The 24,476-nt window shown below is 55.3% G+C and carries 22 protein-coding genes and 1 riboswitch; of the genes, 4 read left to right on the top strand and 18 right to left on the bottom strand.

What is annotated here, in order from left to right; all coding sequences use genetic code 11:
• Positions 1 to 95: 95 nt before the first annotated feature.
• The 7 genes from mraY to asnS form a co-directional block, all read right to left on the bottom strand.
• Positions 96 to 1,172 carry a phospho-N-acetylmuramoyl-pentapeptide-transferase gene (gene mraY, locus ACWHYZ_RS05335; protein ID WP_447986252.1) on the bottom strand — a complete coding sequence of 359 codons (1,077 nt, stop codon included), beginning with the start codon at positions 1,170 to 1,172 and terminating at the stop codon, positions 96 to 98.
• A 2-nt stretch (positions 1,173 to 1,174) separates the two neighbouring features.
• The gene (locus ACWHYZ_RS05330; protein ID WP_447986251.1) at positions 1,175 to 2,704 is read right to left on the bottom strand and encodes a UDP-N-acetylmuramoyl-tripeptide--D-alanyl-D-alanine ligase; all 1,530 of its coding nucleotides are present in this window, start codon (positions 2,702 to 2,704) and stop codon (positions 1,175 to 1,177) included.
• Positions 2,701 to 4,203: a UDP-N-acetylmuramoyl-L-alanyl-D-glutamate--2,6-diaminopimelate ligase gene (locus ACWHYZ_RS05325; RefSeq protein WP_447986250.1), complete on the bottom strand. Its 1,503-nt coding sequence runs from the start codon at positions 4,201 to 4,203 to the stop codon at positions 2,701 to 2,703. Before ACWHYZ_RS05325 ends, ACWHYZ_RS05330 begins: the two co-directional genes overlap by 4 nt.
• A 42-nt stretch (positions 4,204 to 4,245) precedes the next feature.
• On the bottom strand, positions 4,246 to 5,958 hold the full coding sequence (locus ACWHYZ_RS05320; protein WP_447986249.1) for a peptidoglycan D,D-transpeptidase FtsI family protein: 1,713 nt from the start codon (positions 5,956 to 5,958) through the stop codon (positions 4,246 to 4,248).
• Positions 5,955 to 6,296 (bottom strand): cell division protein FtsL, encoded by a 342-nt coding sequence (ftsL, locus tag ACWHYZ_RS05315; protein WP_447986248.1) that lies wholly within the window; start codon positions 6,294 to 6,296, stop codon positions 5,955 to 5,957. The genes ACWHYZ_RS05320 and ftsL overlap by 4 nt, the downstream gene beginning before the upstream one ends.
• A complete protein-coding gene (rsmH, locus tag ACWHYZ_RS05310) occupies positions 6,293 to 7,276 on the bottom strand; it encodes a 16S rRNA (cytosine(1402)-N(4))-methyltransferase RsmH (RefSeq protein WP_447986247.1) in 984 nt (327 codons plus the stop codon). Before rsmH ends, ftsL begins: the two co-directional genes overlap by 4 nt.
• Positions 7,277 to 8,030: 754 nt before the next feature.
• Positions 8,031 to 9,326: an asparagine--tRNA ligase gene (gene asnS, locus ACWHYZ_RS05305; protein WP_447986246.1), complete on the bottom strand. Its 1,296-nt coding sequence runs from the start codon at positions 9,324 to 9,326 to the stop codon at positions 8,031 to 8,033.
• A 149-nt stretch (positions 9,327 to 9,475) separates the two neighbouring features.
• Here asnS and ACWHYZ_RS05300 point away from each other — a divergent pair, with 149 nt between their 5' ends.
• On the top strand, positions 9,476 to 10,546 hold the full coding sequence (locus ACWHYZ_RS05300) for a hypothetical protein (protein ID WP_447986245.1): 1,071 nt from the start codon (positions 9,476 to 9,478) through the stop codon (positions 10,544 to 10,546).
• A gap of 41 nt (positions 10,547 to 10,587) precedes the next feature.
• Here ACWHYZ_RS05300 and ACWHYZ_RS05295 read toward each other — a convergent pair whose 3' ends face one another.
• The 5 genes from ACWHYZ_RS05295 to ACWHYZ_RS05275 form a co-directional block, all read right to left on the bottom strand.
• Positions 10,588 to 11,535: a WD40/YVTN/BNR-like repeat-containing protein gene (locus tag ACWHYZ_RS05295; protein WP_447986244.1), complete on the bottom strand. Its 948-nt coding sequence runs from the start codon at positions 11,533 to 11,535 to the stop codon at positions 10,588 to 10,590.
• A 381-nt stretch (positions 11,536 to 11,916) separates the two neighbouring features.
• The gene (locus ACWHYZ_RS05290) at positions 11,917 to 12,414 is read right to left on the bottom strand and encodes a YajQ family cyclic di-GMP-binding protein (RefSeq protein ID WP_447986243.1); all 498 of its coding nucleotides are present in this window, start codon (positions 12,412 to 12,414) and stop codon (positions 11,917 to 11,919) included.
• 11 nt (positions 12,415 to 12,425) lie between these two features.
• Positions 12,426 to 14,417 (bottom strand): carbon starvation CstA family protein, encoded by a 1,992-nt coding sequence (locus tag ACWHYZ_RS05285; protein ID WP_447986242.1) that lies wholly within the window; start codon positions 14,415 to 14,417, stop codon positions 12,426 to 12,428.
• A gap of 142 nt (positions 14,418 to 14,559) precedes the next feature.
• Entirely contained in the window at positions 14,560 to 15,237 is a 678-nt protein-coding gene (locus ACWHYZ_RS05280) for a PEP-CTERM sorting domain-containing protein (protein ID WP_447986241.1), read from the bottom strand.
• Positions 15,238 to 15,303: 66 nt separating this feature from the next.
• The gene (locus ACWHYZ_RS05275) at positions 15,304 to 15,711 is read right to left on the bottom strand and encodes a hypothetical protein (RefSeq protein ID WP_447986240.1); all 408 of its coding nucleotides are present in this window, start codon (positions 15,709 to 15,711) and stop codon (positions 15,304 to 15,306) included.
• A 184-nt stretch (positions 15,712 to 15,895) separates the two neighbouring features.
• Positions 15,896 to 15,959: riboswitch (Fluoride riboswitch) on the top strand.
• A gap of 104 nt (positions 15,960 to 16,063) precedes the next feature.
• Here ACWHYZ_RS05275 and crcB point away from each other — a divergent pair.
• Both crcB and ACWHYZ_RS05265 read left to right on the top strand, forming a co-directional pair.
• Positions 16,064 to 16,453, top strand: a complete 390-nt coding sequence (gene crcB, locus ACWHYZ_RS05270; RefSeq protein WP_447986239.1) for a fluoride efflux transporter CrcB — start codon at positions 16,064 to 16,066, stop codon at positions 16,451 to 16,453.
• 94 nt (positions 16,454 to 16,547) lie between these two features.
• Positions 16,548 to 16,877, top strand: coding sequence for a DUF190 domain-containing protein (locus ACWHYZ_RS05265; RefSeq protein ID WP_447986238.1), 330 nt, complete (start codon positions 16,548 to 16,550; stop codon positions 16,875 to 16,877).
• Positions 16,878 to 16,973: 96 nt separating this feature from the next.
• Here ACWHYZ_RS05265 and ACWHYZ_RS05260 read toward each other — a convergent pair whose 3' ends face one another.
• From ACWHYZ_RS05260 to ACWHYZ_RS05235, 6 genes are all read right to left on the bottom strand, one after another.
• Positions 16,974 to 17,489: a hypothetical protein gene (locus ACWHYZ_RS05260; protein WP_447986237.1), complete on the bottom strand. Its 516-nt coding sequence runs from the start codon at positions 17,487 to 17,489 to the stop codon at positions 16,974 to 16,976.
• An 87-nt stretch (positions 17,490 to 17,576) separates the two neighbouring features.
• Complete coding sequence (locus ACWHYZ_RS05255; RefSeq protein ID WP_447986236.1) at positions 17,577 to 18,605, bottom strand: tetratricopeptide repeat protein; 1,029 nt, start codon at positions 18,603 to 18,605, stop codon at positions 17,577 to 17,579.
• Positions 18,606 to 18,720: 115 nt separating this feature from the next.
• Positions 18,721 to 19,431 carry an OmpA family protein gene (locus ACWHYZ_RS05250; RefSeq protein ID WP_447986235.1) on the bottom strand — a complete coding sequence of 237 codons (711 nt, stop codon included), beginning with the start codon at positions 19,429 to 19,431 and terminating at the stop codon, positions 18,721 to 18,723.
• 30 nt (positions 19,432 to 19,461) lie between these two features.
• Positions 19,462 to 20,478, bottom strand: coding sequence for a hypothetical protein (locus ACWHYZ_RS05245; RefSeq protein WP_447986234.1), 1,017 nt, complete (start codon positions 20,476 to 20,478; stop codon positions 19,462 to 19,464).
• A gap of 321 nt (positions 20,479 to 20,799) precedes the next feature.
• The gene (locus tag ACWHYZ_RS05240; RefSeq protein WP_447986233.1) at positions 20,800 to 21,432 is read right to left on the bottom strand and encodes a PRC-barrel domain-containing protein; all 633 of its coding nucleotides are present in this window, start codon (positions 21,430 to 21,432) and stop codon (positions 20,800 to 20,802) included.
• A 395-nt stretch (positions 21,433 to 21,827) separates the two neighbouring features.
• On the bottom strand, positions 21,828 to 22,901 hold the full coding sequence (locus tag ACWHYZ_RS05235; protein WP_447986232.1) for a Tim44 domain-containing protein: 1,074 nt from the start codon (positions 22,899 to 22,901) through the stop codon (positions 21,828 to 21,830).
• A gap of 707 nt (positions 22,902 to 23,608) precedes the next feature.
• On the opposite strand from ACWHYZ_RS05235, the gene ku reads away from it, so the two are divergent.
• Positions 23,609 to 24,454, top strand: a complete 846-nt coding sequence (gene ku, locus ACWHYZ_RS05230) for a non-homologous end joining protein Ku (protein WP_447986231.1) — start codon at positions 23,609 to 23,611, stop codon at positions 24,452 to 24,454.
• The last annotated feature ends 22 nt before the right edge of the window (positions 24,455 to 24,476 follow it).

Here is a 24,476-nt window from a genome sequence, read left to right as displayed (position 1 = left end):
ATTTTGCAGAGGCGAGAACGAAGCTCGGGAAAGAGCGCGTCTCGGGGCTCTTGGGGGTAGGGCGGGTGGAATAGGACCCGTTTTCAGCATTCGCTTCATCGTAGTTTTAAGGTGCTCAAACTCAGTAACGCGAGAAGAATCGCAATAATCCATAACCGCACGACGACCTTCGGTTCTTCCCACCCCTTCATCTCAAAATGATGATGGATGGGGGCCATTAAGAAAATCCGTTTTCCACGTGACTTAAACGAGGCGACCTGGAAGATGACCGAAATGGCTTCAATGACAAACACACCGCCGACTAGGAGCAACAGCAATTCATGTTTGCTGATGACCGCGACCGTTCCGAGGGCCGCTCCGAGCGGAAGCGAGCCGACATCCCCCATAAAAACCGACGCGGGATACGTATTGAACCATAGGAATCCCAGGCTCGCTCCGAAGATCGCCGCGGTAAACACAGCCAACTCGCCCGCCCCGTCGATGTGCGGAATCAAGAGATACTCCGACGTGATTTTATTGCCCACGACATAGACGACGACCGTATAGGCCAAAGACGCAATCATGATAGGCCCGACAGCCAGACCATCGAGGCCGTCCGTTAGATTCACGGCATTGGACGCGCCGACAATCACCACAACGGCAAACGGAATGTATAGCCATCCCAAATCCGGCGTGAACGATTTGAAAAACGGCACGCTCAGCTGAGTGGAATAGCCGGGCAGGAAATAGAAGAAGATACCGATGGCCAAAGCGACCGCTCCCTGCGCAATGAATTTTTGTGATGCAGTGAGCCCTTTGGAGCGCTTGCCAACAAACTTAATGTAATCATCGGCAAACCCCACTAATCCAAATCCCGCGGTGGCTAATAACGCCAACCAGACATAGCGATTCGTCACGTCGGCCCACAAAATCGTCGAAATCACGACTGAAAAGAGAATCAGAAGCCCTCCCATAGTCGGAGTTCCGCTCTTGGTCTGGTGCCGGCTGGGTCCATCGTCTCGGATGTTTTGGCCGAGCTTGATTTCCTGCAGTTTTCGAATAAGCGGAGGCGCCAGCACAAAGACGAGGAGAAACGCGGTGACCGCCGCATAGATGATCCGAAAACTTAAGTACCGGAATACGTTCAAAAATGAAAACTCGGTATGCAAGGGATAGAGCAAGAGGTACAGCATACCTAGCGCTTCGCTCCTTTACCGGCCATCGATCGTTTTCCTTTTTGTGCGGAGGCTGATGTGTCTGGGCGTAAGGCCTCGACAACCTGCTCCATTGCCATGCCGCGCGAGCCTTTGACGAGCACGACATCGCCGGGGTGTGCAATGGAGAGCACGTGGGAAATAGCATCTTGTGCATCGGAGCATTCCGTAATCCGCCCATGTGCGAGTCCGGCTTTCCGGGCTCCTTCTGCGATCGCACGTCCCAAGGCCCCGCAGCTCACTAACGAACCTATGCCACGAGCCGCCACATGGGCGCCAACTTCCAGATGAAATGCAGTTGAGTGAACGCCGAGCTCTAACATATCGCCCAACACTGCAATCGTGTGCGTCCCAGCGCCAAGCTCCGCCAGCAGATCGACCGCAGCTTTCATAGACGCCGGATTGGCGTTGTAGCAGTCATTGATGACCGTGATGCCGCTGAGGTGTTCGACTTGAGAACGCATGGTGGCCGGCTGAAAATGAAGCAGGCCTTGAGCGATCTTCGCGCCGCTGAGTTCACAGAGATAGCCGACGGTCGCCGCCGCCAGCGCGTTAGAAAGATTATGAAACCCGTGGGCCGGTAAGGTGACCGGCGTTGGCCTGATCCGGCCGGGAAGGCTTAACCGGAATGTCATGCCTTTGGCATCGGACTGCACGTCCGTCGCCCGGACCAACGCAGTGGGTGAGAGCCCGAACGAGACGACGCGGCAACGGGCCCGTGAGGCCAGGTACCCGAAATAGGGATCGTCGGCATTGAGCACGGCGGCTTGATCAGGCTCAAGTAAATCCAGCAATTCCCCTTTCGCCTCGGCGGACACTTCCATCGTTCCGAAAAACTCGAGATGATCCGGCCCGATATTGGTAATGAGTCCGATCGTCGGCCGGGCGATTTCCGCTAATCGGGTCGTTTGCCCCTTGTGGTCCACACCCATTTCGATCACCGCCGCTTCGTGTCGATCAGTGAGCCGGAGGAGCGTGCGAGGGACGCCAATACGATTATTTAAGTTCCCTTCGGTGACAAGGACCTTCCACTGCTCCTCAAGGACGCGAGCGACCATCTCCTTCGTCGTCGTCTTTCCGTTACTGCCCGTAACGGCCACGACGGGGATTTGAAAACGGCTTCGATGGTACGTCGCAAGTTGCTGATAGGCGAGAAGCGCATCCGGCACTCCCAGGATGAATGGAGTCGTCTCGCCCCTCCATGATTGTAGAGATGAGGCAGCCCGAGACCTGCTCTCGATCAGTGCACCGATGGCGCCTTTTTGAAGCGACTGCTGGACGAATTCATGTCCATCGAAATGGTCGCCCTTGAATGCGACAAAGAGGTCTCCTGGTCCGACATCTCGGGAGTCCGAGCACAAGCGGCGAATCTTGCGGCGCAGCCCCGTGGTGTCGCCAAGGAGCAGGCGAGCGCTCGTCACTTCCAGCACTTCTTCAAGGGTAAACAGCGACCTATCCACTTTCATCGCCTCGGGTCCGGAGGCTCGAAGAGGCAACGGCACGATCATCATCTGAGCTTTCCGACCGCTTCCCGCGCCACTTCTCGATCATCAAAGTGAAACTTCTGCTTTCCGATGATCTGATAATCCTCATGGCCTTTGCCGGCAATCAGCACCATGTCGCCGCGCCGCGCCTCTCGGATGGCCGTTTCGATCGCTATGCGGCGGTCGGCGATCATCTCATAGCGGACTCGATTGGTCTCAAGCACCTCGCGAACGCCCGCTTCCACTTCTTTCAGGATGGCCATCGGGTCTTCCGTACGCGGATTGTCCGACGTCAGAATGACGACATCGCTGCGTTCAGTTGCGGCACGGCCCATCTTCGGGCGCTTGCCACGGTCCCGATCTCCTCCACAACCAAACACCGTGATAATCCGCCCGGTCTTGAGCGCTTGCGCCGCCGTCAACAGACGAACCAGCGCGTCTTCCGTGTGCGCATAATCTACGACGATGGAAAAATTTTGCCCCGCCTCGACTCGTTCGAATCGTCCGGGCACGTTCTGTACGGTAGCGATGCCTTCGCGGATGACGTCGAGCGACAATCCCTCGCTCAGGCCCACCCCAATCGCGGCCAAGACGTTGGAGACATTGTGCTCACCGACCAGTCGGCTTTCGACCTGGCAGTCCCCGCTTGGCGTCACTGCGCGAAAGCGTGTGCCATCGACCGAGAGGCGAACATCATGAGCACGAATGTCTGAGGACTCACGTATTGAATAGGTCCACACCGGCACACGACAGGCCTCCTTAATACGGGGCCCCCATGGATCATCCACATTGACAATGGCTCGTTTGGGCCCCGGCTTGCTTCCCAACGTCGTCAATCCTGTAAATAGACGCAACTTCGCTTGGAAGTACTCCTCCATCGTATGGTGATAGTCCAGGTGGTCCTGCGTTAAGTTTGTGAAGACGGCCGTGTCGTATTCACATCCACTCGTGCGATCCATAGCTAAGGCATGAGACGAAACCTCCATGGCGACAGCATCCAGCCCGCCTTGGACCATCCGGGCCAAGAGCTGCTGCAGTTCAACGGCTCCCGGTGTCGTATGGGAGGCATCGATCCGCTCGGAACCGATCTCATACGCCACGGTCCCGATCAACCCCACGTGCCGTTTCGCGGACTGGAGTACGGCTTTACAAAGATAGGTGGTGGTCGTCTTGCCGTTGGTGCCGGTCACACCAATCATGCGGAGATGCGCCGAGGGATCATGGAGCAATCGAGCCGCCAATATACCCAACGCTCGTCGAGAATCGCGCAATCCGACGATTGGCACGGGCTGGTCCTGTGAGACCGAGGCGTCTTGCACGATTAACGCCGCCGCCCCACCCGCTACTGCCTCACGCAGATAGGAATGGCCGTCGAGCCGTTCTCCTTTGACCGCCACAAAAAGGATGCCTGGTTTGATCTGCCGAGAGTCATCCGTCAGCGAAGCGACAGGCACGTGCATATCGCCGCGCTGACGCGTCACCTCACCCTGCTTCTTCAGCGGAGCGATGAGTTCCTCCAAGGTCATAAACGCATCGACCCCTTCTTACTCATTCCAAGTAGATCAGCATCAGGATGCCAGCGCCAGCTTGACTGGCTCTTGGGGTGACACGCCAAGATGCGGCAAGACCTGCTCGGCGATCCGTCTAAACACCGGTGCCGCCACGACACCACCCCAGGCCTCCGCCTTTGGTTCATCAATCACCACCACGATAGCTACACGCGGGTCCTCTGCGGGAGCATAGCCGACAAAGGACCCAATCAATAGACTGGAAGAATAAGCGCCCGTACGCGGATCGATTTTTTGGGCGGTTCCTGTTTTCCCCGCCACACGATATCCCGGTACCGCAGCCTTGCGGCCGGTTCCCATCGTCACGACACCCTCCAATATATCCGTCACCGTGCGAGCAGTTGCAGTTGAAATTGGCTGCCGTCGAACTTGCGGCTCGATTCGGCCGACCAAATGACCGCCGGCGTCACGGATCTCGGAAACGACATAGGGTCTCATTAACCAACCGCCGTTGGCGACTGCGGAAATGGCCGTTACCAGTTGCAACGGCGTGACGCCGATCTCTTGCCCCATCGCGATGGAGGCCAACGAGCGCCGCCCCCAATCTTTAGGCACTTTCACAAGCCCGGCCATTTCTCCGGGCAGATCGATGTCCGATTTTTCCCCAAATCCGAACGCCTTGACGTAGCGATAGAGCCGTGCCTCCTCAAGCTGCATGGCTATTTTCGCCGCCCCGATATTACTGGACTTCTGAATGACCTCCGCGAACGTAATCCAGCCTGATTTTTCATGATCGTGAATAACCGTACGGGCGATTTCCATCCGGCCATTCTCCCCATAGATAAGCGAGTCTGGCTTCATGATTCGCTCTTCCAATGCTGCCGCCGCCACGACGACTTTCATTGTTGAGCCAGGCTCATACGCATCCGTGATAATGCGGTTCCGCCATCGATCAGCGGACATTCCCGACATGGCGTTAGGATCAAACTTGGGGCTAAGCGCCATCGCGAGTATCGCGCCTGTTTTCGGTTCCATGACAATGGCCATGCCGCCTTTTGCACGAGCGGACGTGACCGCTTCGTCCAATTCTTTTTCGGCGACATACTGAATAAATTCGTCGATCGTTAATGTCAGGCTATGCCCCGGGGTCGGAGTCCGTTCGCTGATTCCCTTGGGAAACACCGTCCGGCCCAGCGCATCCCGTTGAAGGATCACCAACTGTTTCTCGCCGCTTAGATATTTGTCATAACGCCGTTCGAGGCCTTCGAGACCCTGGCCGTCCATGCCGGCAAATCCCAAAACATGAGAGAGCAATGTGCCGTTTGGATAAAACCGACGCCCTTCCAGGACGATGCCGATACCATCCAGGGAAAGAGCTTCCAGCCGACGCCCCTGCTCGGGGTCCAGTTTACGAGCAATCCAGACAAAGTTCCGTTCTTGCTTCAATTTGCGTTCAATATCTTCCGGCCTCGCGTGGAGCACTCGAGCGAGATCGTGCGCGACGCCTGACGGGTTGTCGAGTGATGTAGGGATTCCAAAGACCGACGGCACATCCATGTTCACTGCCAGAACTTTGCCCTGCCGATCCACGATCGCGCCGCGCCCCCCCTCAACGGTCACGGTCTTCTGATGCTGACGATCCGCTTTTGCGGTCAACTCGGCCGCATGAAGGACTTGCAGAAAGAATAATCTGGTTAGGATGCCGCCAAACCCCAGCAAGAGCAGGATACCGATAAAGACCCGTCGATGACGAAGAGGGTCTGATTTTGTCATGGCGCCATTCGCAATACGTCGTGCTTCGCGACCTTTAATTCCATCGCCACGGCTGCGATGGCCGACTCTTTTGTCGGTACATCAGGCATCAGCCGCACCAGTCGAACCTGGCCCTGCTGGGGCGGCAACATACCAAGCTTCTCGGTGGCCGCTTTTGCAATCCGCTCCGGCGAGCTGAGCGTCGAAACCCTTAATCGGAGCTCATCACGCTCTCGCTCCAAAGCTACTTTCTTGGACTTCAGTTCTTCAATGTGATACCCGACCTGCACGACATCGACTCGCTCCCACACGTACAAGAGCAAGACGGACAATACCGCAAGGACGGTGAATGTTTTCATGCACACCTCCGTTGAGGGAGCCGTTCAGCAATTCGCAATTTCGCGCTGCGCGACCGTGGATTGGCCGTTACTTCATGCTCTGAAGCAACGATCGGTCTTTTGGTCTTTGTGAGCAACACCGGCTCCGGTCCTTGCGACAACTCGCGAATCGTATGCTTCGCAATGCGATCTTCGAGAGAATGAAATGAAATGATACAGAGGCGGCCGCCTGGAGACAGCATACCGGCCGCATCTCGAAAGGCAGCGGCCAAGATATCGAGCTCACCGTTGACCACGATTCGCAGAGCCTGGAATGTGCGGGTCGCAAAGTGGATGCGGCCATGCCGGTAGGAGCCTGGAACGGCACTCCGGATCACTGACACGAGGTCCGTAGTCGTTCGCAAAGGTCGCAGCTCACGGGCGCGTGCAATCGAGCGAGCAATGCGGCGTGCATACCGCTCTTCACCATACTGAAAAATCATATTGGAGAGTTCGACTTCTGATAGGTCTTCGAGCAACTGAGCAGCCGTCGTCTCAGCACTTCGATCCATCCGCATATCGAGAGGCCCTTCCTCCATAAAGCTGAAGCCGCGGCTTGGATCATTCAATTGAGTGGAAGAAACCCCGAGATCAAACACAATTCCATCGACGCATGAGAATCCTGATGCGTGAACATGCTGTTTGATGTCGCGAAAACTTCCATGCATAAGCCTTAATTGCGGCGTGAACTGGTTGAGTCGTCCGCGAGTCATGGCAAGAGCTTCCTCATCTCGATCAATGCCGATCAACATTCCGCCGGGTCCTACTGCATCGAGGATTCTCGCAGCCAAACCTCCTTGCCCGATGGTGCAATCGACATAGACTCCACCTGTTCGGCAATGGAGCCCCGCCATGACCTCTTCCAGCAGGACTGGAATATGGCCAAACTCAGGACGGATATGGCTGCCACCATCTTCCTCCACTTTCTCCCACTTTTCGCCAGAAGTATACCCGCCTCTCATAGGTTGTCAATCAAAAACTTTATTTTTCTAATAGGATACTCATCTTACACACAGGCGTATCCAAATAGGTACTTTATCGGGCTTGCCGATGGACAGTTATGAGGCAACCTGGCTTCTTGGCGTCTTATCCAACCCCAAAGGACTACCAACCGTGGAACATCATCGGCGCCCCATTTTTGCCGAGCGGCCTACCTTCGTGCTCCTCGGGTCAACACACCAGCCATTGCCATGGCATCTTGCGTCGGGAACCATAAAACTGAACGTTTTAGATCCCAAGTTACGTGGACCGTTGAGCGGAAAGGTATAGAGGTGGGGGCCGCCATGGCACGCAAAACGTACTGCAGAGAAAAGGTTTGGCCGTCTGTTACAACCCGGTGATAAGGCCCGAGCCTTCCATGGGAGTCGTGTAAGTGTCAGAAAATTGAGGCGAGTTGCCACGAGCTGAGCAACAGACTCATAGCTTTGTGAGAGAGGTCTTCATGCCGATCATGCTCTGAACACAAGCTTACCCATTTAAGGTGAATCAAGCAGTCAAAGAATATGCGCGGGGTCGCGTACACGTCAACACAGGGCAAAGCTATTTCAATTTGTAAGAGCGCGGTGTTGTCAGCGCTTATCATGCGTAGCGAAATAGTGTTTATACCGCTGAGTTTGATTGTAGGTATAGGTGAGGAAAGAGGGCGATGTTGCTTGAAGTGTCGCAGATTCTCACTGTGATTGTATCACTTAAGCGGGGCCTACGCCCAATCCTGGGTTAAGGATAGAGCTTATAGAGCATCCGTGGGAAGGCGATGGTCTCTCGCACGTGATCCAACCCACAGATCCAGGCGATAGCTCTTTCAATGCCCATCCCAAATCCTGCATGCGGCACTGAACCATATCGCCGAAGATCCAAATACCATTGAAACGCTTCTTCGGGCAATTTGTGTTCTCGGATGCGAGCAAGCAACTTTTCATACTCATGGATGCGTTGCCCGCCGCCGATGATTTCGCCGTAGCCTTCGGGAGCCAGCACGTCCATGCACAGTGCCAGGTCCGCCTGATGTGGGTCATTTTGCATGTAGAATGCTTTGATGGCGGCTGGATAGCGATGAATGATGACCGGTCGGTCAAATTCATTCGACAGCAGAGTTTCCTCGTCTCCTCCAAAATCATCCCCAAACTGGATTGGATTTCCTTTCTGCTGAAGTATCGCCACGGCATCGGTATACGAGACCCGCGGAAATGGTGCTTTCACCCGCTCGAGCTTAGTGATATCCCGCTCAAGGACGGCCAGTTCATCGCGCCGGTTCTCCAATACCCGCTCGACAATGAATGACAGAAACTCTTCCGCCAGATTCATCATGTCGGGCAATTCGGCAAAGGCAACCTCCGGCTCCACCATCCAAAACTCCATCAGGTGACGGCGTGTTTTAGATTTTTCGGCTCGAAACGTGGGACCGAAACAATAGACCTTGCCGAAAGCAGCCGCTGTGGCCTCGCTGTAGAGTTGGCCACTCTGCGTGAGATAGGCTTTCTCATCGAAATAGTCAGTTTGAAAGAGCGTCGTAGTCCCCTCACAGGCATTGGGAGTAAAGATCGGCGTATCAACGAGGAGAAAACCACGATCGTCGAAAAAATTGCGGCAGGCGCGGATGATTTCGTGCCGGATACGAAGCACCGCGTGCTGCCGGGTGGATCGCAGCCACAGATGCCGATGCTCCATTAAAAATCCGACGCTGTGTTCTTTCGGCTGGATAGGAAACGATTCGGCAATGTGCACCGGCTCCACACGCTTCACATCCAGTTCGTAGCCGCCTTGCGCACGAGCATCTTGCCGGACCGAGCCGGTCACAACAATCGACGACTCCTGTGTGAGTGTTGCGGAACGCCCAAACGATTCTTCTCCGACGACTGCTTTACTGACGACCGCTTGAATATCGCCGGTCCCGTCCCGAACAATTAAGAAGTGCAGCTTCCCGCTCGAACGCTTGTTCCGCAGCCATCCTCGAATAGTGACCTCTTGTCCCACGTATCGAGGCACGTCTTGTACATAGACAATAGGCGTCATCTTCGCTTCTCCACCATGCCCATTTTTTGTGCAGGAATGCAGCGTAACGCATTCCCTGAGAGCTTTCAAGGGCGCATGAATTCAGGCTTTCATTGACATTTCCGATGACCACGGAGACAATGATTAGGCAGACAGCCTAGGAGAAACATATGAAACATTTCGGTCCGGCAATCGCACTGATAAGCCTTGTGATAGGACCGACAGACGCCTGGCCCAAAGAGTTTGACCCTAACAATCCGCTCAACCCTCCAGCCCCCATTTATTGGTGCCCCAATCGGACCGCTGACAATCTGATTACAACGACTCCTGACCCGGGCTGCACTCCCCTTGTCGATCCGGTAGACGACCAAAAGGCCGGAAGAAAAGAAGGGAAGGCAGAGAATCCCATTAAGATCTTGGAGATTCAGAATGAGGCGTCGAAGTTCGTGCAACGCTATCGAGAGTTCCTGGACTGTTGCGCGAACAAGATCGAATCGATGGAGGAACTCGATGACCTCCATGAACAGGCCTCGTATATCCTCAAATCAGTCCAGCAAAAAGGAATCTACAATAGCACCGGCTTTGGCAAAGGAGATGGCGCGACCACGGCCGGGCCAGGAGACGGGACAGGAAGCGGTGGGTTGCTCGGCGGGGCAGGGAAAAGTCCTAAGCTCGGCACGTTTGCAAGACAGTATACACTGGGAGCCATCGTCGGAACCGTGGCACGCGCTCGAGACGACCTGCGCAAGCTTCAAACTCGCCTGGAACAACTCGCCGAATCGAAGCAGAAACTGGATAGGCTTGATTACGAAACCGCAGGACGAGAACGCCGAAAGATTGAAGAAGAAGAGGATGCGATCGCCAAAGAATTTCGTGCCAAGCGACCCCCGGCATCGGCTCGCACGGGGATGGAAATTCAAAATACCACCATTCCAACCAGAATCGGTGGCGATATTGAAAGCACCACGTTGGGAAGTTCGTTTGGAGCGGATATTAATCGCACCGTATCTCCTTACAGCGATGTTCGGGAAGACCTGCATCCACGGAGAGGGCAAAGTATCGAAGATACGAATCTACCCACCCGATCCGGCCCGGCACTTGGCGGGGGCAATACACCGCCTAGCGATCTGCCGATCTCCACGGGATTTGAAATCGGGACGACACAAGGTCCAACTGGTGCATCAACGAACCCAGTACGCGTAGGGCCTTCAATTGGAGACTCTAGCCTGAATAACCGCTAACGGTTCCAGTGAGCTACTCTCCATTCGTAGCTAGCATTTCGCTACCCTTCTGATCCAACCGGGGCCATGGCTTCCCAGGTCTCCCCGCCGTTGCGGCTGCGATACAATCCGCTGCCATTGGTGCCGACATACAGGACGCGTGGATCAGTTGGGCTTTGAGCCAACGAGCGTATATTGAGCGTCGCAAGTCCCGTATTGATCGCGTGCCATGTGCCTCCGCCATCAACGCTCTTGTACACGCCTTCACGACTCGCCACGTACACCGTGCCGGCAGTCGTTCGATCCAGGACCATTGCACTGATCATCTGATCGGGCAGAGACAGAGCAATCCGTTCCCATGATTGTCCGCCATTCGTTGACTTATAGATTCCACTTAGCGTCGCGGCGTACACCGTATCCGACGAAAATGGGTCCACACCCATGACGGTGACGCCCAGGGCCCGAGAAGAGGTGAGTTCCTTCGGAGAGACCAGGCCATTGTTGATCTTCTCCCATCGACCGGCTTGATTGACGCTTTTATACACGCCTCCGCTTGTCCCCGCATACATGATGTCCGGCCGCACGGGATCCATCGCCAGCGTCACGACCATCAAGACTTCTTTCATGCCGTCCATGCGTTTCTGCCATTGCTCGCCACCGTTCGTTGATTCAAAAACACCCATCGTCGTGGCGACAAAGAGACGATTGTTATCGGCGGGATCGAAGACGAATTGATTGACGACGGAGCTAATGGTCACATCGTCGAGACCTGCACGAAGTGAGACCCATCGCTGCCCGCCGTCATAGCTTTTATAGACGGCGTCCCCTTTTGTGCCTGCGTATACCGTTGCCGGATAAGCGGGATCGATGGCCATGGAGATGACACGGGAATGGCTCATGTTATGCGACAGGTTCTCCCAAGTGCGGCCTCCGTCACGCGACTTATAAATATAGTCGTTCGTGGCGACATACAGGATGTCAGGATTTTTCGGGTGCAGCGCAATTACCACAATGGCATCGCTGCGACCACATCCGGAAGAGACTAGGGAGAGGAAAGCAAGAATCAGAAAGCACAGGTATCGGCAAGTGAGCATGTCTGGTAATCAGAGAGATATAAGAACAGGCTCTTTAGGAGGCTCAAAAACGTCATGAACTATAACCTTACACCCCAGATGCGCCAAGACGCACTCCTTCCCGAGCAAGGCCGCAGGCAAGAAAAAATCGGAGGCATACCGATACACTACCCACCCATCTCTAAGTCGGCCAAGACCGGCTCTCTCCCATGGGTCCGTGGAGGATTTTTCGACCCGAGAACGAAGCTCAGGAAGGAGCGCGTCTTGGCGCGCCTGGGCCAGGGTGGGTGTGATAGGGCCATTTTGAGATCCCTAGGCTTAGCGATAATTCACGAACTGCAGATCAATCCCGAAATCTTTTTGCTTCAGAAAGGTAATGGCGGTTTGGAGCTCGTCCTTGCTCTTGCTTAAGACGCGGATTTGTTCGCCCTGAATTTGGGCTTGGACCTTCAACTTGGCATCACGAATGTCCTTGGCAATCGCCTTGGCTTTGTCATCCGGGATGCCGCTTTGAATGGTGATGACCTGACGAACAGTGCCGCCAAGTGCCTCTTCGAGCTTGCCATAGTTCAACGCTTTGACAGAAACGCCGCGCTTGACGCATTTTGCTTTCAAAATGTCGAGCACCGCGTTGAGCTTATATTCGTCGTCCGATACGATGGTCAACTGTTTCTCTTTTTCATTGAGCGTGAGTTCTGTCTTCGATTCTTTGAAGTCGAAGCGCTGGCGCACTTCCTTGGTCGTCTGCTCAACCGCATTTTTCACTTCCTGCAAGTCCACCTGGGATACCACATCAAATGAAAATTGGTCAGCCATAACACCTCCGATTAACAACAGCCGCCCGGGGGAAGATGAAAACCGTCACTCGCAGTCAGACGGCCGGTCACCGCAGATCCGCCGCTGGAGACGACTACCTCGCTGCTCGTAAACGAGCGCTTCAGGACGATATACCCGTACCATTGTCGACTGCTATCCGCCAGGACGATCACGGCCAAAAGTGCCACCACGCCGACTAAGGCGGCATCAACGTACAAGGCCACCGCTTGTCCCGTCCCGCCCGCAGCCATTGCCTTTCCCACAAACATGCCCAACATTTCATAGGACCCCGTCAACGTAATCATGCCGACAAAGACCATCGGAATGACTGTCACCCAGACATAGTGGGACTTCCTCATTTTAATCAGCACGGTCGTAGCAATGCACAGGGCTAAGGTTCCCAAGAGTTGATTGGCTGCCCCAAACATCGGCCAAATCGTCGAGATGCTCCCTGTCGAGATTAAATATCCCCACGCGCCGACCACTATCCCACTACTGAGCACGACACCGGGCCACCACGTCATGTTCCGTAACGGGACGTAATATCGGCCGCCCATTTCTTGGATCAGGTATCGCGCCACGCGTGTGCCGGTGTCAATGGTCGTGAGGATAAACAGCGCTTCGAAGACGAGGGCGAATTGATACCAATAGGCCATTAAGCCTCCCATGCCCGGTAAGGCGGAAAAGATAGAGGCCATGCCCACGGCCAAAGACACCGCTCCACCGGGCCGCCCTGCGACGTCCACTTCCACCAACCGGGACAGTTCTTCAACCTTTGCCGTCGGAAAACCCATCGTGGCCAACGCATCAGGAGACAACATCGTATTGATGCGCAAATAGTCTCCGGGGACGAGGACCGACGCGGCAATCAGGGCCATCACCCCCACAAAACTTTCGAGTAGCATCGCGCTATAGCCCACCGGCGCTTGCGTCTCGTATTCAATCATCTTGGGCGTCGTCCCGGATGAGACCAGAGAGTGAAATCCCGAGATGGCCCCACACGCAATGGTGATGAAGAGAAAGGGGAACAGGGTGCCGGGAATAATCGGCCCGCCGCCATGGATAAATGACGTCACACGCGGCATCTCTACGGTGGGCGCCATGAGGACCACACCAAGGCCAAGCAGAAGCACGACGCCAAGTTTCATGAAGGTCGACAGATAGCCTCGTGGCACCAAGAGCATCCAGGCGGGCAGCACGGAAGCGAAGAATCCATATCCACTTAAGAGCCAGACCAGTGTTGACCGTTCATATTCAAACCATGCGGCGAAGTCAGATTGTGCCACCACGCGCCCCATGATAACGGACGCAACAAGAAGACCGACTCCGAGCGCCGAAACTTCACCGATGCGCGCGGGACGAAACGTCTGGAGGTAAAAGCCCATCAGCAACCCGATCGGAATCGTCATCGCAATCGTAAACGTGCCCCATGCATTACGATAGAGTGCATTCACTACGGCAAGGCCCAATCCAGCTAATGCCACGACGGCGATAAAGAGGACGGCGACTGCAGTGGCGGTTCCTGTGACGAGGCCGAGCTCATCGCGCGCGATTTCAGGCAACGAACGGCCATTTCGCCGCATGGACGCGACCAAAATAATAAAGTCTTGCACCGCCCCGGCCAGGACTGCGCCGACCACGAGCCACAGAAACCCCGGTAAAAATCCGAACTGCGCGGCCAGCACGGGACCCAACAGTGGACCGGCGCCGGCAATAGCCGCGAAGTGATGGCCGAACAAGACATACTTGTTTGCAGGATAAAAATTGGTGCCGTCGTGAAGGCGGTGAGCGGGCGTGATACGCGTATCGTCAAGTTCCATGACACGCCGAGACAGAAATCCGCTGTAAAAGCGGAGGGCCAATGCATAGAAGCACGCCGCGGCCACCACCAGCCAGAGCCCGTTCACTTTTTCATCGGGATTGACGAGGCCGGTGACGAAGCTAAAGGCCACCGTGCACAACGCCGCAACGAATCCCCAGAACACCATCATGCTGGATCGCATAGAAGACGCATCCTAACAAGGCGATAGAAGGTTGTAAACGAGGCGGCTGAGTTGATTGTTTAAGAGAAAAGAGAAGAGGACCGCCGTAGGAGAGCGGGTGGGATTACCTAAAGCGCGCCCACTGCATGCAGCGGCACCTGCACTAGCGCAAAGCCTGCATTGTAATTTTACCTCGCTTGATTAATCCCATCCCGGCAAGACCGGACCCCAGAAGGAGTAAGGCAGACGGTTCGGGAACGAACGTGACACCGACTGCATCCAGATCGAATCCCGGCGAGGCGCCATTCAGATCCACGCCGCCGATGCCTACCCGGGTAAACGCGCCACCATGAGCAGCTACAAAACCGGCATACGACGAAAGATTGACGGCAATCGTGTCGCTCGTCCCCCTCGTGATCGTCTGTTGAATATTTTCTCCATCGACAGTCCAGATAAAGAGTTGCGCCGATTCAACATTATCACCGAGCTCTGTAATCAAGAGCTCTGTGTTCGCCCCGAAGTGGCTCGCAAATCCCACTTCCACATACGCCCACTGAAACGCGGACCCTACAGTTGTCGGATTGGCAGCTTCGTTTCCAGGCAATGAAAGAAACACATTGTCCGGCGCCCCGAGAACGGCCGCCGCCGCCTGACTATCCGTTAAAGTAACGGGAAAGCTGGACGTGAACGTGCCGCCATACCAGCCAGGCGCAAAGCCGATCGTCGTATCGCCCCTATACAGCCCTGTGACGTGATCGGCATACATAGTATCCGCATGGGACGGCACGCCGACTGCCAAGATCAGCATCGTGAGAACGCCCATGGACACAATTTGCATCATTGTTGGAACTCCTCTTTAATAAACAGAGCCGCGGACGCCAAGTTCTGTTCGCAGAATGGAGCAGATTCACGACTTTCTCTTTTCAAAAGAAGCCAGTTTGCCGTTCTCGTTGTACTTGAGATCGTATGTTGCCAATCTATCCCTGACGGCAAGTTCGTACGGTGTCCCGACCACTTCCCATAAACAAAGAGTCACAAGGTCCGCTCCAAGGTGAAACAGGACTGTGAGAACTTTCACAGCCGCGCGATGGGCACCAGGATCTAACGTGTACTTATCCTCGTATCCCCCAGTTTCCGTTTTACTGAAAGAATCAGGCTCACCCAGTTCAGCGATCACAGTTCCCCGATCGATACCTTCTTTGATGACATTGACATCACCTCTGTACGAAGACCGGTTTGCCGCCATAATTGGGGAACAGCCAGGGAGCAAGAGAACAATGAGCATGAAGACAACAAATAGTTTCTCCAATTTCATCTACATCCTCCTTTTCCATTGAATTCATTTTCCATCCCCCATTCTACTGATGGCAGGCACGATTATGTGTTTTTATTTAAGTGCTGTCAAATGAGGCGGGAACGTGAAATGAATAAGCGACGCCTCGGCACAATGGATCTCATTAGAAGGCGATTGCTTTTTAGAAGACGTCCGCTATAATGGCTCAAAAAACGGCGATGGGGTTCGCCATCAACCGCTGTGCGTCAGCTGATGACCCCTACTAATGCATCCTGCATGGTAGGGGTTTTTTTATGCCCTGCATGTGCCGTGTATGAACTGTCAGAGATGATGGTCACCTCATCAATTGGAAGATGACCAGGAAGGGAGACTCATGGGGGTATATGCGTTCCTCGCCGTGTTTGGAGGAGCCGGACTTGGTGCCTGGCTCCGGTGGATACTCGCCATCCGGTTAAACCCTGTCTTTCCCACTCTACCGCTTGGAACGCTCGCTGCCAATCTGGTCGGAGGTTACCTTATCGGCGTGGCCGTCGCCTATTTTGCGCATAACACCAGCGTCCCGCCTGAGATCCGGCTGCTGATTATTACCGGATTCATGGGGGGCCTCACGACATTCTCAACATTCTCTGCGGAAGTGATGACGCTTCTGACGCGAGAACAATATGCCTGGGCCGCTGTGTTGACGGCGCTTCATCTAGGCGGCTCGGTGTTGCTCACCGGATTAGGTATTCTTACGATTAAGATGCTTGTGACAAAAGGATAACCCCGTTTCAATGGAAGTGCATGAGTCCCATGTCTAATGACCAAGACTCCGGCAGCACAGCAAGACCGCAATCGGCCATGAAAGGAGTTCTACCATGGAAGGTTCATTTCTACGGGTGTATATCCATGAACGGGACCGCCATCGAGGTGCCCTTCTTTGGGAATGGTTGCTTGAAGAAGCCAACAAGATGGGTATCGGTGGTGGTTCGGCATTTCGAGCCATGGCGGGCTTTGGCCGACACCACGTGTTGCATGAAGATCACTTCTTTGAATTGGCCGGCAGTGTCACGGTTGAAGTGGAATTCATCGTCAGCGATCAGGAAGCTGAACGTTTATTGAACCTCCTCAAGGAACAGCACCTACGAGTCTTCTACGCTCATATCCCAGCTCGATTTGGCATTATCAACCCAGATACGAAGGATTGAGACGGGTAAATCCGATACTCACGCACCAGTTGAGTGAGCTCGATTTGGCGTTGGAACGCCACACTCCTGTCCACCCATAGCCTGCATAGTTGTGACCTACCGTCCTGCGCCGGCTCCTGCACCAGCGCCAGGTGCCAGGGCGCCGGAAGATGGCGTCGTCCCCATGCTCGGGCCTGGCGATCCGGGTCCAGGCCCTACACCTAAGGCGGGATTGGTCGAAGTTCCACCAGGTCTCATTGCACCGCCTGGAGTCCCAATCGCAGGGGAAGACGGAACGGTTGCACCCGGTTGTGGGAGCGTTGATCCGATCGAATTGGTGCCATAGCCCGTCCCTGAGAACGGCGCACCCGATGACATCCCGGGCCCCGCGCCTCCCGCCACCCCGGACGATGGTGCAGCGCCCGGTGCGTAGCCTGGTGTTGGGACTGCACCCGGTGCCGGCGTGACGCCAAAACTTCCCGATACGGGAGGAGAAATCCCCGGGGAACCCGAGTTGGGGTTCACGGCTTGCGGTCCGCTATTGAGTTGCGCCGGCTGCGCGGATGCCGAGAGAGTCACGGCCGTGATTCCAATTGCAATGAACGGGACGAGTGTGACGTGATGGAGTTTCATAAAAGCCCCCGTATCTTGGTGTATATGAATGACGTAATGTCGGGGCATCTAAGGCATGCCACGCCGGAATGGTGACGATTGATGACCTCACCCTTTCAGCGCAATGGCTTGAAGCGCTTGTTGTAACTGTTCGCGCCGCTCTTGATGCGCCGGCTCCTTCGGAATCAGACGCAGCGCTTCCTCGAGTTCTGCACGAGCGGCGATATACTCTCCCGTCGCCTTCAATGCCAGTCCAAGGGCGGCGTGCACGTCGGCATCCCCGGGCACAATGCGAGCTGCACGTTCGTAGACACCGATGGCATCACTGACTCGGCCTTTTTGTTCCAAGACGTGCCCAAGACGAAGGTACGCTGAGGAGTCATCAGGCTTCAGCTTGACGACGGATTCGTACTCTGCCAATGCTCCGTCCGGATCGTGCTTGGCTTCTAAGGCCAACCCCAAATAGTAGTGAGAGTCGGCCACATACGGCTCCATGCCGACAGCAATACCCATCTCCATAATCGTACCGTCGATATCGCCTAGTTGCCAGAGTGCCAAGCCAAGATGGTGATGGGCGGGGGAGTACTGGGGGTTCAGGCGGATCACCGTATCGTATTCGGCAATCGCGGCTTGGAGATCCCCATGCGCGTGCAGCGCCAAGGCAAGATTGTAATGCGCATCCAGGGAGGTGGGGTCAAGGCGAAGCGCCGTCCGGTATTCCGCAATAGCGCGCGTGAGATCGCCCTTTCGGTGAAGCACCACGCCCAAACCGCGATGCGCAGCGGCATGGTTTGGCTGAGCCTTGATGGCACGCTCATACTCCGTGAGAGCACGGTCCCATTCACCCTTCTTTTCGAACGCCAAACCTAAGTTAATATGAGCGTCGCCATGGTCCGGCTCAAGACGAATCGCCTTCTGAAACTCGTCGATCGCGCGATCCAAATGCCCTTGAACGCCTAGCGCGATCCCGCGTTCAACATGACTTTGTGCCGTATCAGAAGAGGGTAAGGTAGATTCCGGAACATGTTCAGCGCTCTCCACCACGACTGATTGGCGCGTATCGCCGGCGGGCAACGTACAACCTGCAATCAATAGGCATCCGGCACACGACACGTTTGTGATCCACGGCACGCGCATAGATGCATCCACGGGGAGGCTGCGTCCAAACACTACCTTCATTGTACAAGCGTAACTGTCCCGCGTCTGTCGGTCGGGAAGATACTCAAGGATGAACTGTCGGAGTACTCCTTGGTTAAGAAGGCTGGGAAGGCCGGGAAGGGTGCGATGAAGACGATCTCGATGACGGTGTAGCCGAACGAGGCGGACGTAGACGCATCTTCAACACGACTCGTCTGCTCTGATTCCGATCGATGCTCCGGTCTCGGTATACCAAATCCTGTTTGCCCCGACCGCTGACAGATGCGAGCGACTGAAAGCACTCGGCCGAAGCCGGGTCGGATACTTCGATGGCCTGCATGCTTGCCACCAGGACGGCTAATGCACGTGCTTGGCTGAGCTTGAGATTCGCGGCATCATCCCCCACATCATCGGTATGACCTTCCACGACAATCGACTCAATGCGATCACGTATCGGCCCGCATACCGTCCCCGCGTAGATCGGCATGACTTCAGCGACATACTGCAGTGCCGCCGCAGATAGCGTGCTCTTACCGAATTCGAAATTCAGCAGCGCTTCCGGCATGACAACCATCAGCTCCGACGCATCGACCTCTTCAGGGGCCAGCCCAAACTGGCGCACCTGCTCGGCAAGGAGCGACGCGACTGAAGCCGATTCGGCCGGGCTGTCGATCTGATCGGCCGGAACCTCATGTACGGGAGGGCGCCAAGGTACGGCGACAAACAAGAGGAGGAACATCACGGCCAGCGAGGTCATAAGATCCGCCATGCCATGAACTGTGAGCGAGGACTGCGACAATTGCTGCTCCGGTAACCCTCGTATCATGGAATCTCCATGTTCAGACGCCTCGCACGGTCATGGTCGATCCGATAGACTGCCAGTCGCGGCGAAGGCACCGTGCCGGCCATGGCTCACCGGTGTCGCGAACTTGAGCACTGCGTCGCCGGCATCGGATTCTTCCTCCAACGCCACAGTGTGTGCCTTCACGGCCTTGGTGAGATCCTGAATCATCAGCCCCAGGTTATGAATGGAGACCTCCAAGTCGGGACGCCCCGCGCTCCCCTCCCTGACATTCATGGTCCCTGCCGAACCGTTTTGCTCTTCAAGCCATTGCTCCAACATTTTGCGTGGGAACAGACCTTCGAGGGAATTGACTAACTCCTGATGAGCCGTGACCAGTCCGATCGACACTCGTTTCTCGACGAGGGAAAAGATGTTCGCACAGAACAGCCCGACAATAGACGTCAGGAATTTACCCGCCAGCCCATTGATCAAACCCTGGAGTCCTTGAATGCCTTGTGCATCGGCGTGTAAGTGACTGAGCCCCATGAGAAGCGCAACGAAGGTCAAGAGCAGGCTGATGCCCGTCACAAACGACGGCACATGGCTGTACCACGCGTAGTGGATCCGCCGGGCGAAGAGCCGATCGAAGGTGAAGAAATCCTCGGCGTGTCGTGTACTAAAGATTCGAGGCTCTTGAAACCACGCGACTTGCTCCAGGACCAATGTTTTTCGATATTGCACCCAGGCCTGTGCCATCGCGGGGTCGATGTCCATCAGGCGGTCGAGTCGGCCCAGATCGTCGGCATCGCGCGAATTATTGGGGAGCGAGGGTTTGGAGCGGAATGTATGGTGCTGGGGGGTTAACGGATCTCGATGCGTTGCGCGCCGCTCTTGCAGCAATGGAACAAGTGAATCATCGATATCCGTACACAAGGCGCGCGCTGCCCGAACGGCTGCATAGAGCCGCATGGCTTGCCACCATGCGAACACGATCAGCGCTCCCGCGCCGATCCAACTCAGCAATGGGCTGTATAACCTGCCCCACAGAGCCACGTCGTGACTGAGCCATCCTGCTATTGTTTCAATCATCGCACCATGCTGTTTGAGACGAGGACGTCTTTGCCCTTACCATCGCACATCGGCTCACACGCCTTAGTCTCAAGTTTTATGCCGCAGATACCGGTCATGGATTTCGTGGCGATTCTTCATTCCTGCCGTTGAATAATCGGCAAAGATCGCCACACGGTAGGTAGTGTTTACCTAGACGACTGCATTGAGATCGACGGCTTCAGAAGAACCGAGTTTCTCGTGACGATGGTAACGTGGTGAGCGGAGCAGAGAAATCAACGCGACGGGTAGGACCAAGAAGGCAGGGATCGATCCAAGCGACCGATCCCTGCGCCGTGTCGATTAGCGATGTCCTTTGTCATCGCCTTCATATTGTGGAGCTTTATCGGAGAGCGGATCTGCACGCGGTCCACTCGGACCACCGCCTCCCGCTTTTTCTTCGCCCATTCCGCCGCCCGACGCCGGCTGCTTGGTCACGCCGAGTCCTTGCTGATTAACCTTGGGATCCCCCATATTTTTCTGCATGTCTTTCATCAGCTTCTTGATATCCGGAGACAGATCTTTGGATTGCTCCAACGTCTCTTTTTTCCGCAACTCCTCCCTCGTGAGGTTGAGGGTAATTTCTCCGTCCTTACTGACTTTAAAACTGTTCCAGAGGATCGGCCACGTCTCATGAGTATCGGCGAAGTTCACCACGCCGTATTCAATCTTCCCGGTTTTGGAATCCATAATGAGCTTGTCCAGTGTGCCGACAACCTGTCCGTCCTTGCCTTTGACTTCCTCACCTACGAGATCACTGTTCGCGTCCTGTTTCTGTCCTCGGGCCAGTGGTAGCACAGCATACTCACTTGGTGTAGGGTCCTTGGTGTTCGTCATATCCAACGAACCCGGTGCATGTTGCCCGGTCTGTGCAAATACCGGGACGGTGCACAACATGCCAGCCGCGACAGAGAACTGAATGGCTTTTCTAATCATGAGTGCCTCCTTGTTTAGATATTCGTGGCATCTAACTATCCCTCACGTGTCTTTACGGATTGATCCTAACAGCGAGGCGCAATGGCGAGTATCGGCAGCTGGTTGTGGCGGGTGTCAGAAGCATGTCGGGTCGTCGGTTGGCGGTAATCCGAAGACAAAACAGAAGCGATTGATAAGTTTAGGGGGAAGTCGGACGGTCCCCGGGATTCTATGTAATCCAGCAATGAGGTTTTCATTGCCGCCTGGGGGAGAATTATGGAGGAGTAGGCGTTTAGCTTATCTCTCTTAAGAGGGAGAAGGAGAAAACGGTTACGTGTGTTTAGCTTCAGTTTCAGCTACGATCTATGCGGCAGCAGCTAAATGTCGGCTATACCTTAAGCTGGTGTTGTGCGGGTTCAGTCCACCTGTTGGATCGCGGACAGCAACCACTTGCCATTCTGGTATCGCATGAAGGTCCAGGTCTCAGCCGCTTCGCGAGGTGTCTGTTCACTGCCTTCAATCACATAGCCGGGCTCTCCCGGTCGCTTCGCTAAAGACACCGTATAGTCCCTCGCCATCCATCGCAGCAAGAGCGTCGCATACTGTATCGCATCATCCATCCAGGCTTCGCGCACCTCTGCCTTCACGATATGGATGTCTTCCACGCGATTCTCGACTTCCTGGCTGGCGTTCTCGCTTAAGCCCGTACTGAAATAAAAGAGCATTTCCGGCGTCACGAGGCGCCGCAACGCGGCGAGATCCCCCTTCCCCCAAGCCGTCTGCACATCGATCAGAATCTGTCTGAAGGCCGCTTCATCACTCGGAGTGACTTCTGCCTCAAGCACCTTGGTTGCAATGCTGCCGGTTGACACGGGTTGCAGGGACGTCTCACGTAAGGCACTCGCCCTGAGACCCGAGAAGTCAGGCACCGGCGTCCGGCGTGTTCGCATAAAATAGTAGACTGCTCCGGCGCCGAGCAGCATCAACAGGACGAGCAATCCAGGAGAACCGGAGCCATTTGATCCACTGTCCTCATCGCGCGCCTCTTCACTCACACGGGCGGAGCTGTCCGTCGCTCCGAAGAGCATGTGTCCGATCCATGACCCTGCCATACCTCCGGCAATTCCAGCCAGTAAGGGATGGCGCTGCAGAAAGGACGGCTGCATGGCCGGGGAGGGCTGTACGGAGGGTCCGGCGGCCGAGGGAGCTGTCCCTGGTTGGGAAGGCGCTGCTGAAGGCGTGGTGGACCGCTCAATCGGTCGAGAGCCGTTCTGATCATAGGTCCGTGATCCTCGGCTTCCCATGCTCCCGGAGGTGCCGCTACTGCGCGACCCGCTCGAGTATCCTCCAGAGCCGCCTCTGGCTTTTGCAAACGATACAGCCGGGGCCCCGATAAGAGAGAATACGATAATGGTGGCAATCAGCCTCGTTGTTTTCAAAGTCAGTTCCTTTCGTCGGTCGGCAAACAAACGGTACACGAGAGTCATCATAACAGCAATCGGTTCCCAGAAGTAAGTGCTTCAATCGATCACAGTGCAGAAAAAGCGTCTATTGCAAACTCAGCGTACAATGCGCAAGGGAAGCCGGCTTGAAGAGCCAGGCATACCAAATATTATGCATGATAACCGCACGCAAAGAGCGAACACCAACGACAATGTGATCGCGGCACGTATCCACATCTCGTTAGGTATCTTGGTTGCAACCCGCGATAGCACCGGCAAATTGTTTCCTATACACTCCCAGAAAGCGAAACATGCCCTGCCGCTCATCATCACTGGAAGCCACTTTGCTTCAATACTGTGTCGTTCCGTGTCATCGACGACCGCCACTATTTCTGGTTCCATCCCGTCGCCCAATTCCAACGTCAGTTCTGTCAAAGATTCCGCATTCTGGCTCGCTGGCAAAGAATACCAGCCACGAAAATCAGCCCACGTCCAACTTCACTGGCTTTATGCCCTTGGTCGCTGGCAGTCTCTGTTCATGTGGCGATCGGCTGAGTGATGCGCCGTTCATGGCTAGGCGGAGTGGCATCTCGCCGACGGAGGCTGCATTCGGCAGAGTACTAGAAGCCATCGCTTTGGAATCGGCCTGAGCCACGTTGTCATCATCAGTCCTACCTAAGAGGCGCATCAGACATACTTGTTCGCGGGAGGGAGCGGTGCAGAGAATGGAGGCGCCTACACTGAAGGAGGTTGCTATGCCGCGAGCCTTGCAGTCCGCCTCATTGTCGTTCGGACTGGTCACCATACCGGTGAAGCTCTATACGGCCGCGCATTCTCAATCGGTCTCGTTTCATTTGTTACACAAGAAAGACGGGTCGAGGATCCGTGAACAACCGGTCTGCCAAACGGAAGAGAAGCCGGTCTCTCGCGACGAACTGGTGAAAGGCTTTGAGGTCAGTAAAGGTAAGTATGTAGAGATTGCGGATGAGGAATTAGAGTCGCTGGAGGCGGAAGCGAATAGGAATGTCGAGATCCAAGAATTCGTGCCAGTGAAAGCCGTAGATCCCGTCTATTTCCATAAGACGTATTATCTGGGTCCCGACAAAGGCGGTGATAAACCCTATCGGTTGCTCGCGCAGGCGATGCATCAGGAAGATCAGGCCGCCATTGCACAATTTGTGCAGCGAGGGAAAGAAGAACTGGTGATGGTCCGCCCCATGAGCGATGATCGACTCCTGCTCCATGTCTTGTATTACGCCGACGAGGTTCGAGCCTTTGATGAGGTGCCGGAAGGGCAAGAGGCCAGCCAGCGTGAGCTGCAGCTCGCCACCCAACTGATTCACCATCTTCAGAATAAGACCTGGGATCCTAGCCGCTATCACGATACGTATCGAGAGCGGGTTCTCGCATTGATTAAACAAAAACAGCAGGACCAGACACTTGTCACGCCGAAGCCAGTTCCCACCCGTGGGAAAGTCTTGGACTTAATGACGGCGCTGAAGCAAAGCCTGGCGAGCGAAGACAGGACAGCCGCGCCGGCCGCTGAAGGAAAAAAGAAGGTCCGCGTGAAGTCCGGAAAACGCTCGCGAAAGGTCGCCTAAACAGAATACGATCGCCAAATTC

The organism is Nitrospira sp. Nam74 (assembly GCF_965152615.1).
The sequence above is the reverse complement of the archived record's forward strand: the minus strand, read 5'-3'. Positions and strand labels throughout refer to the sequence as shown.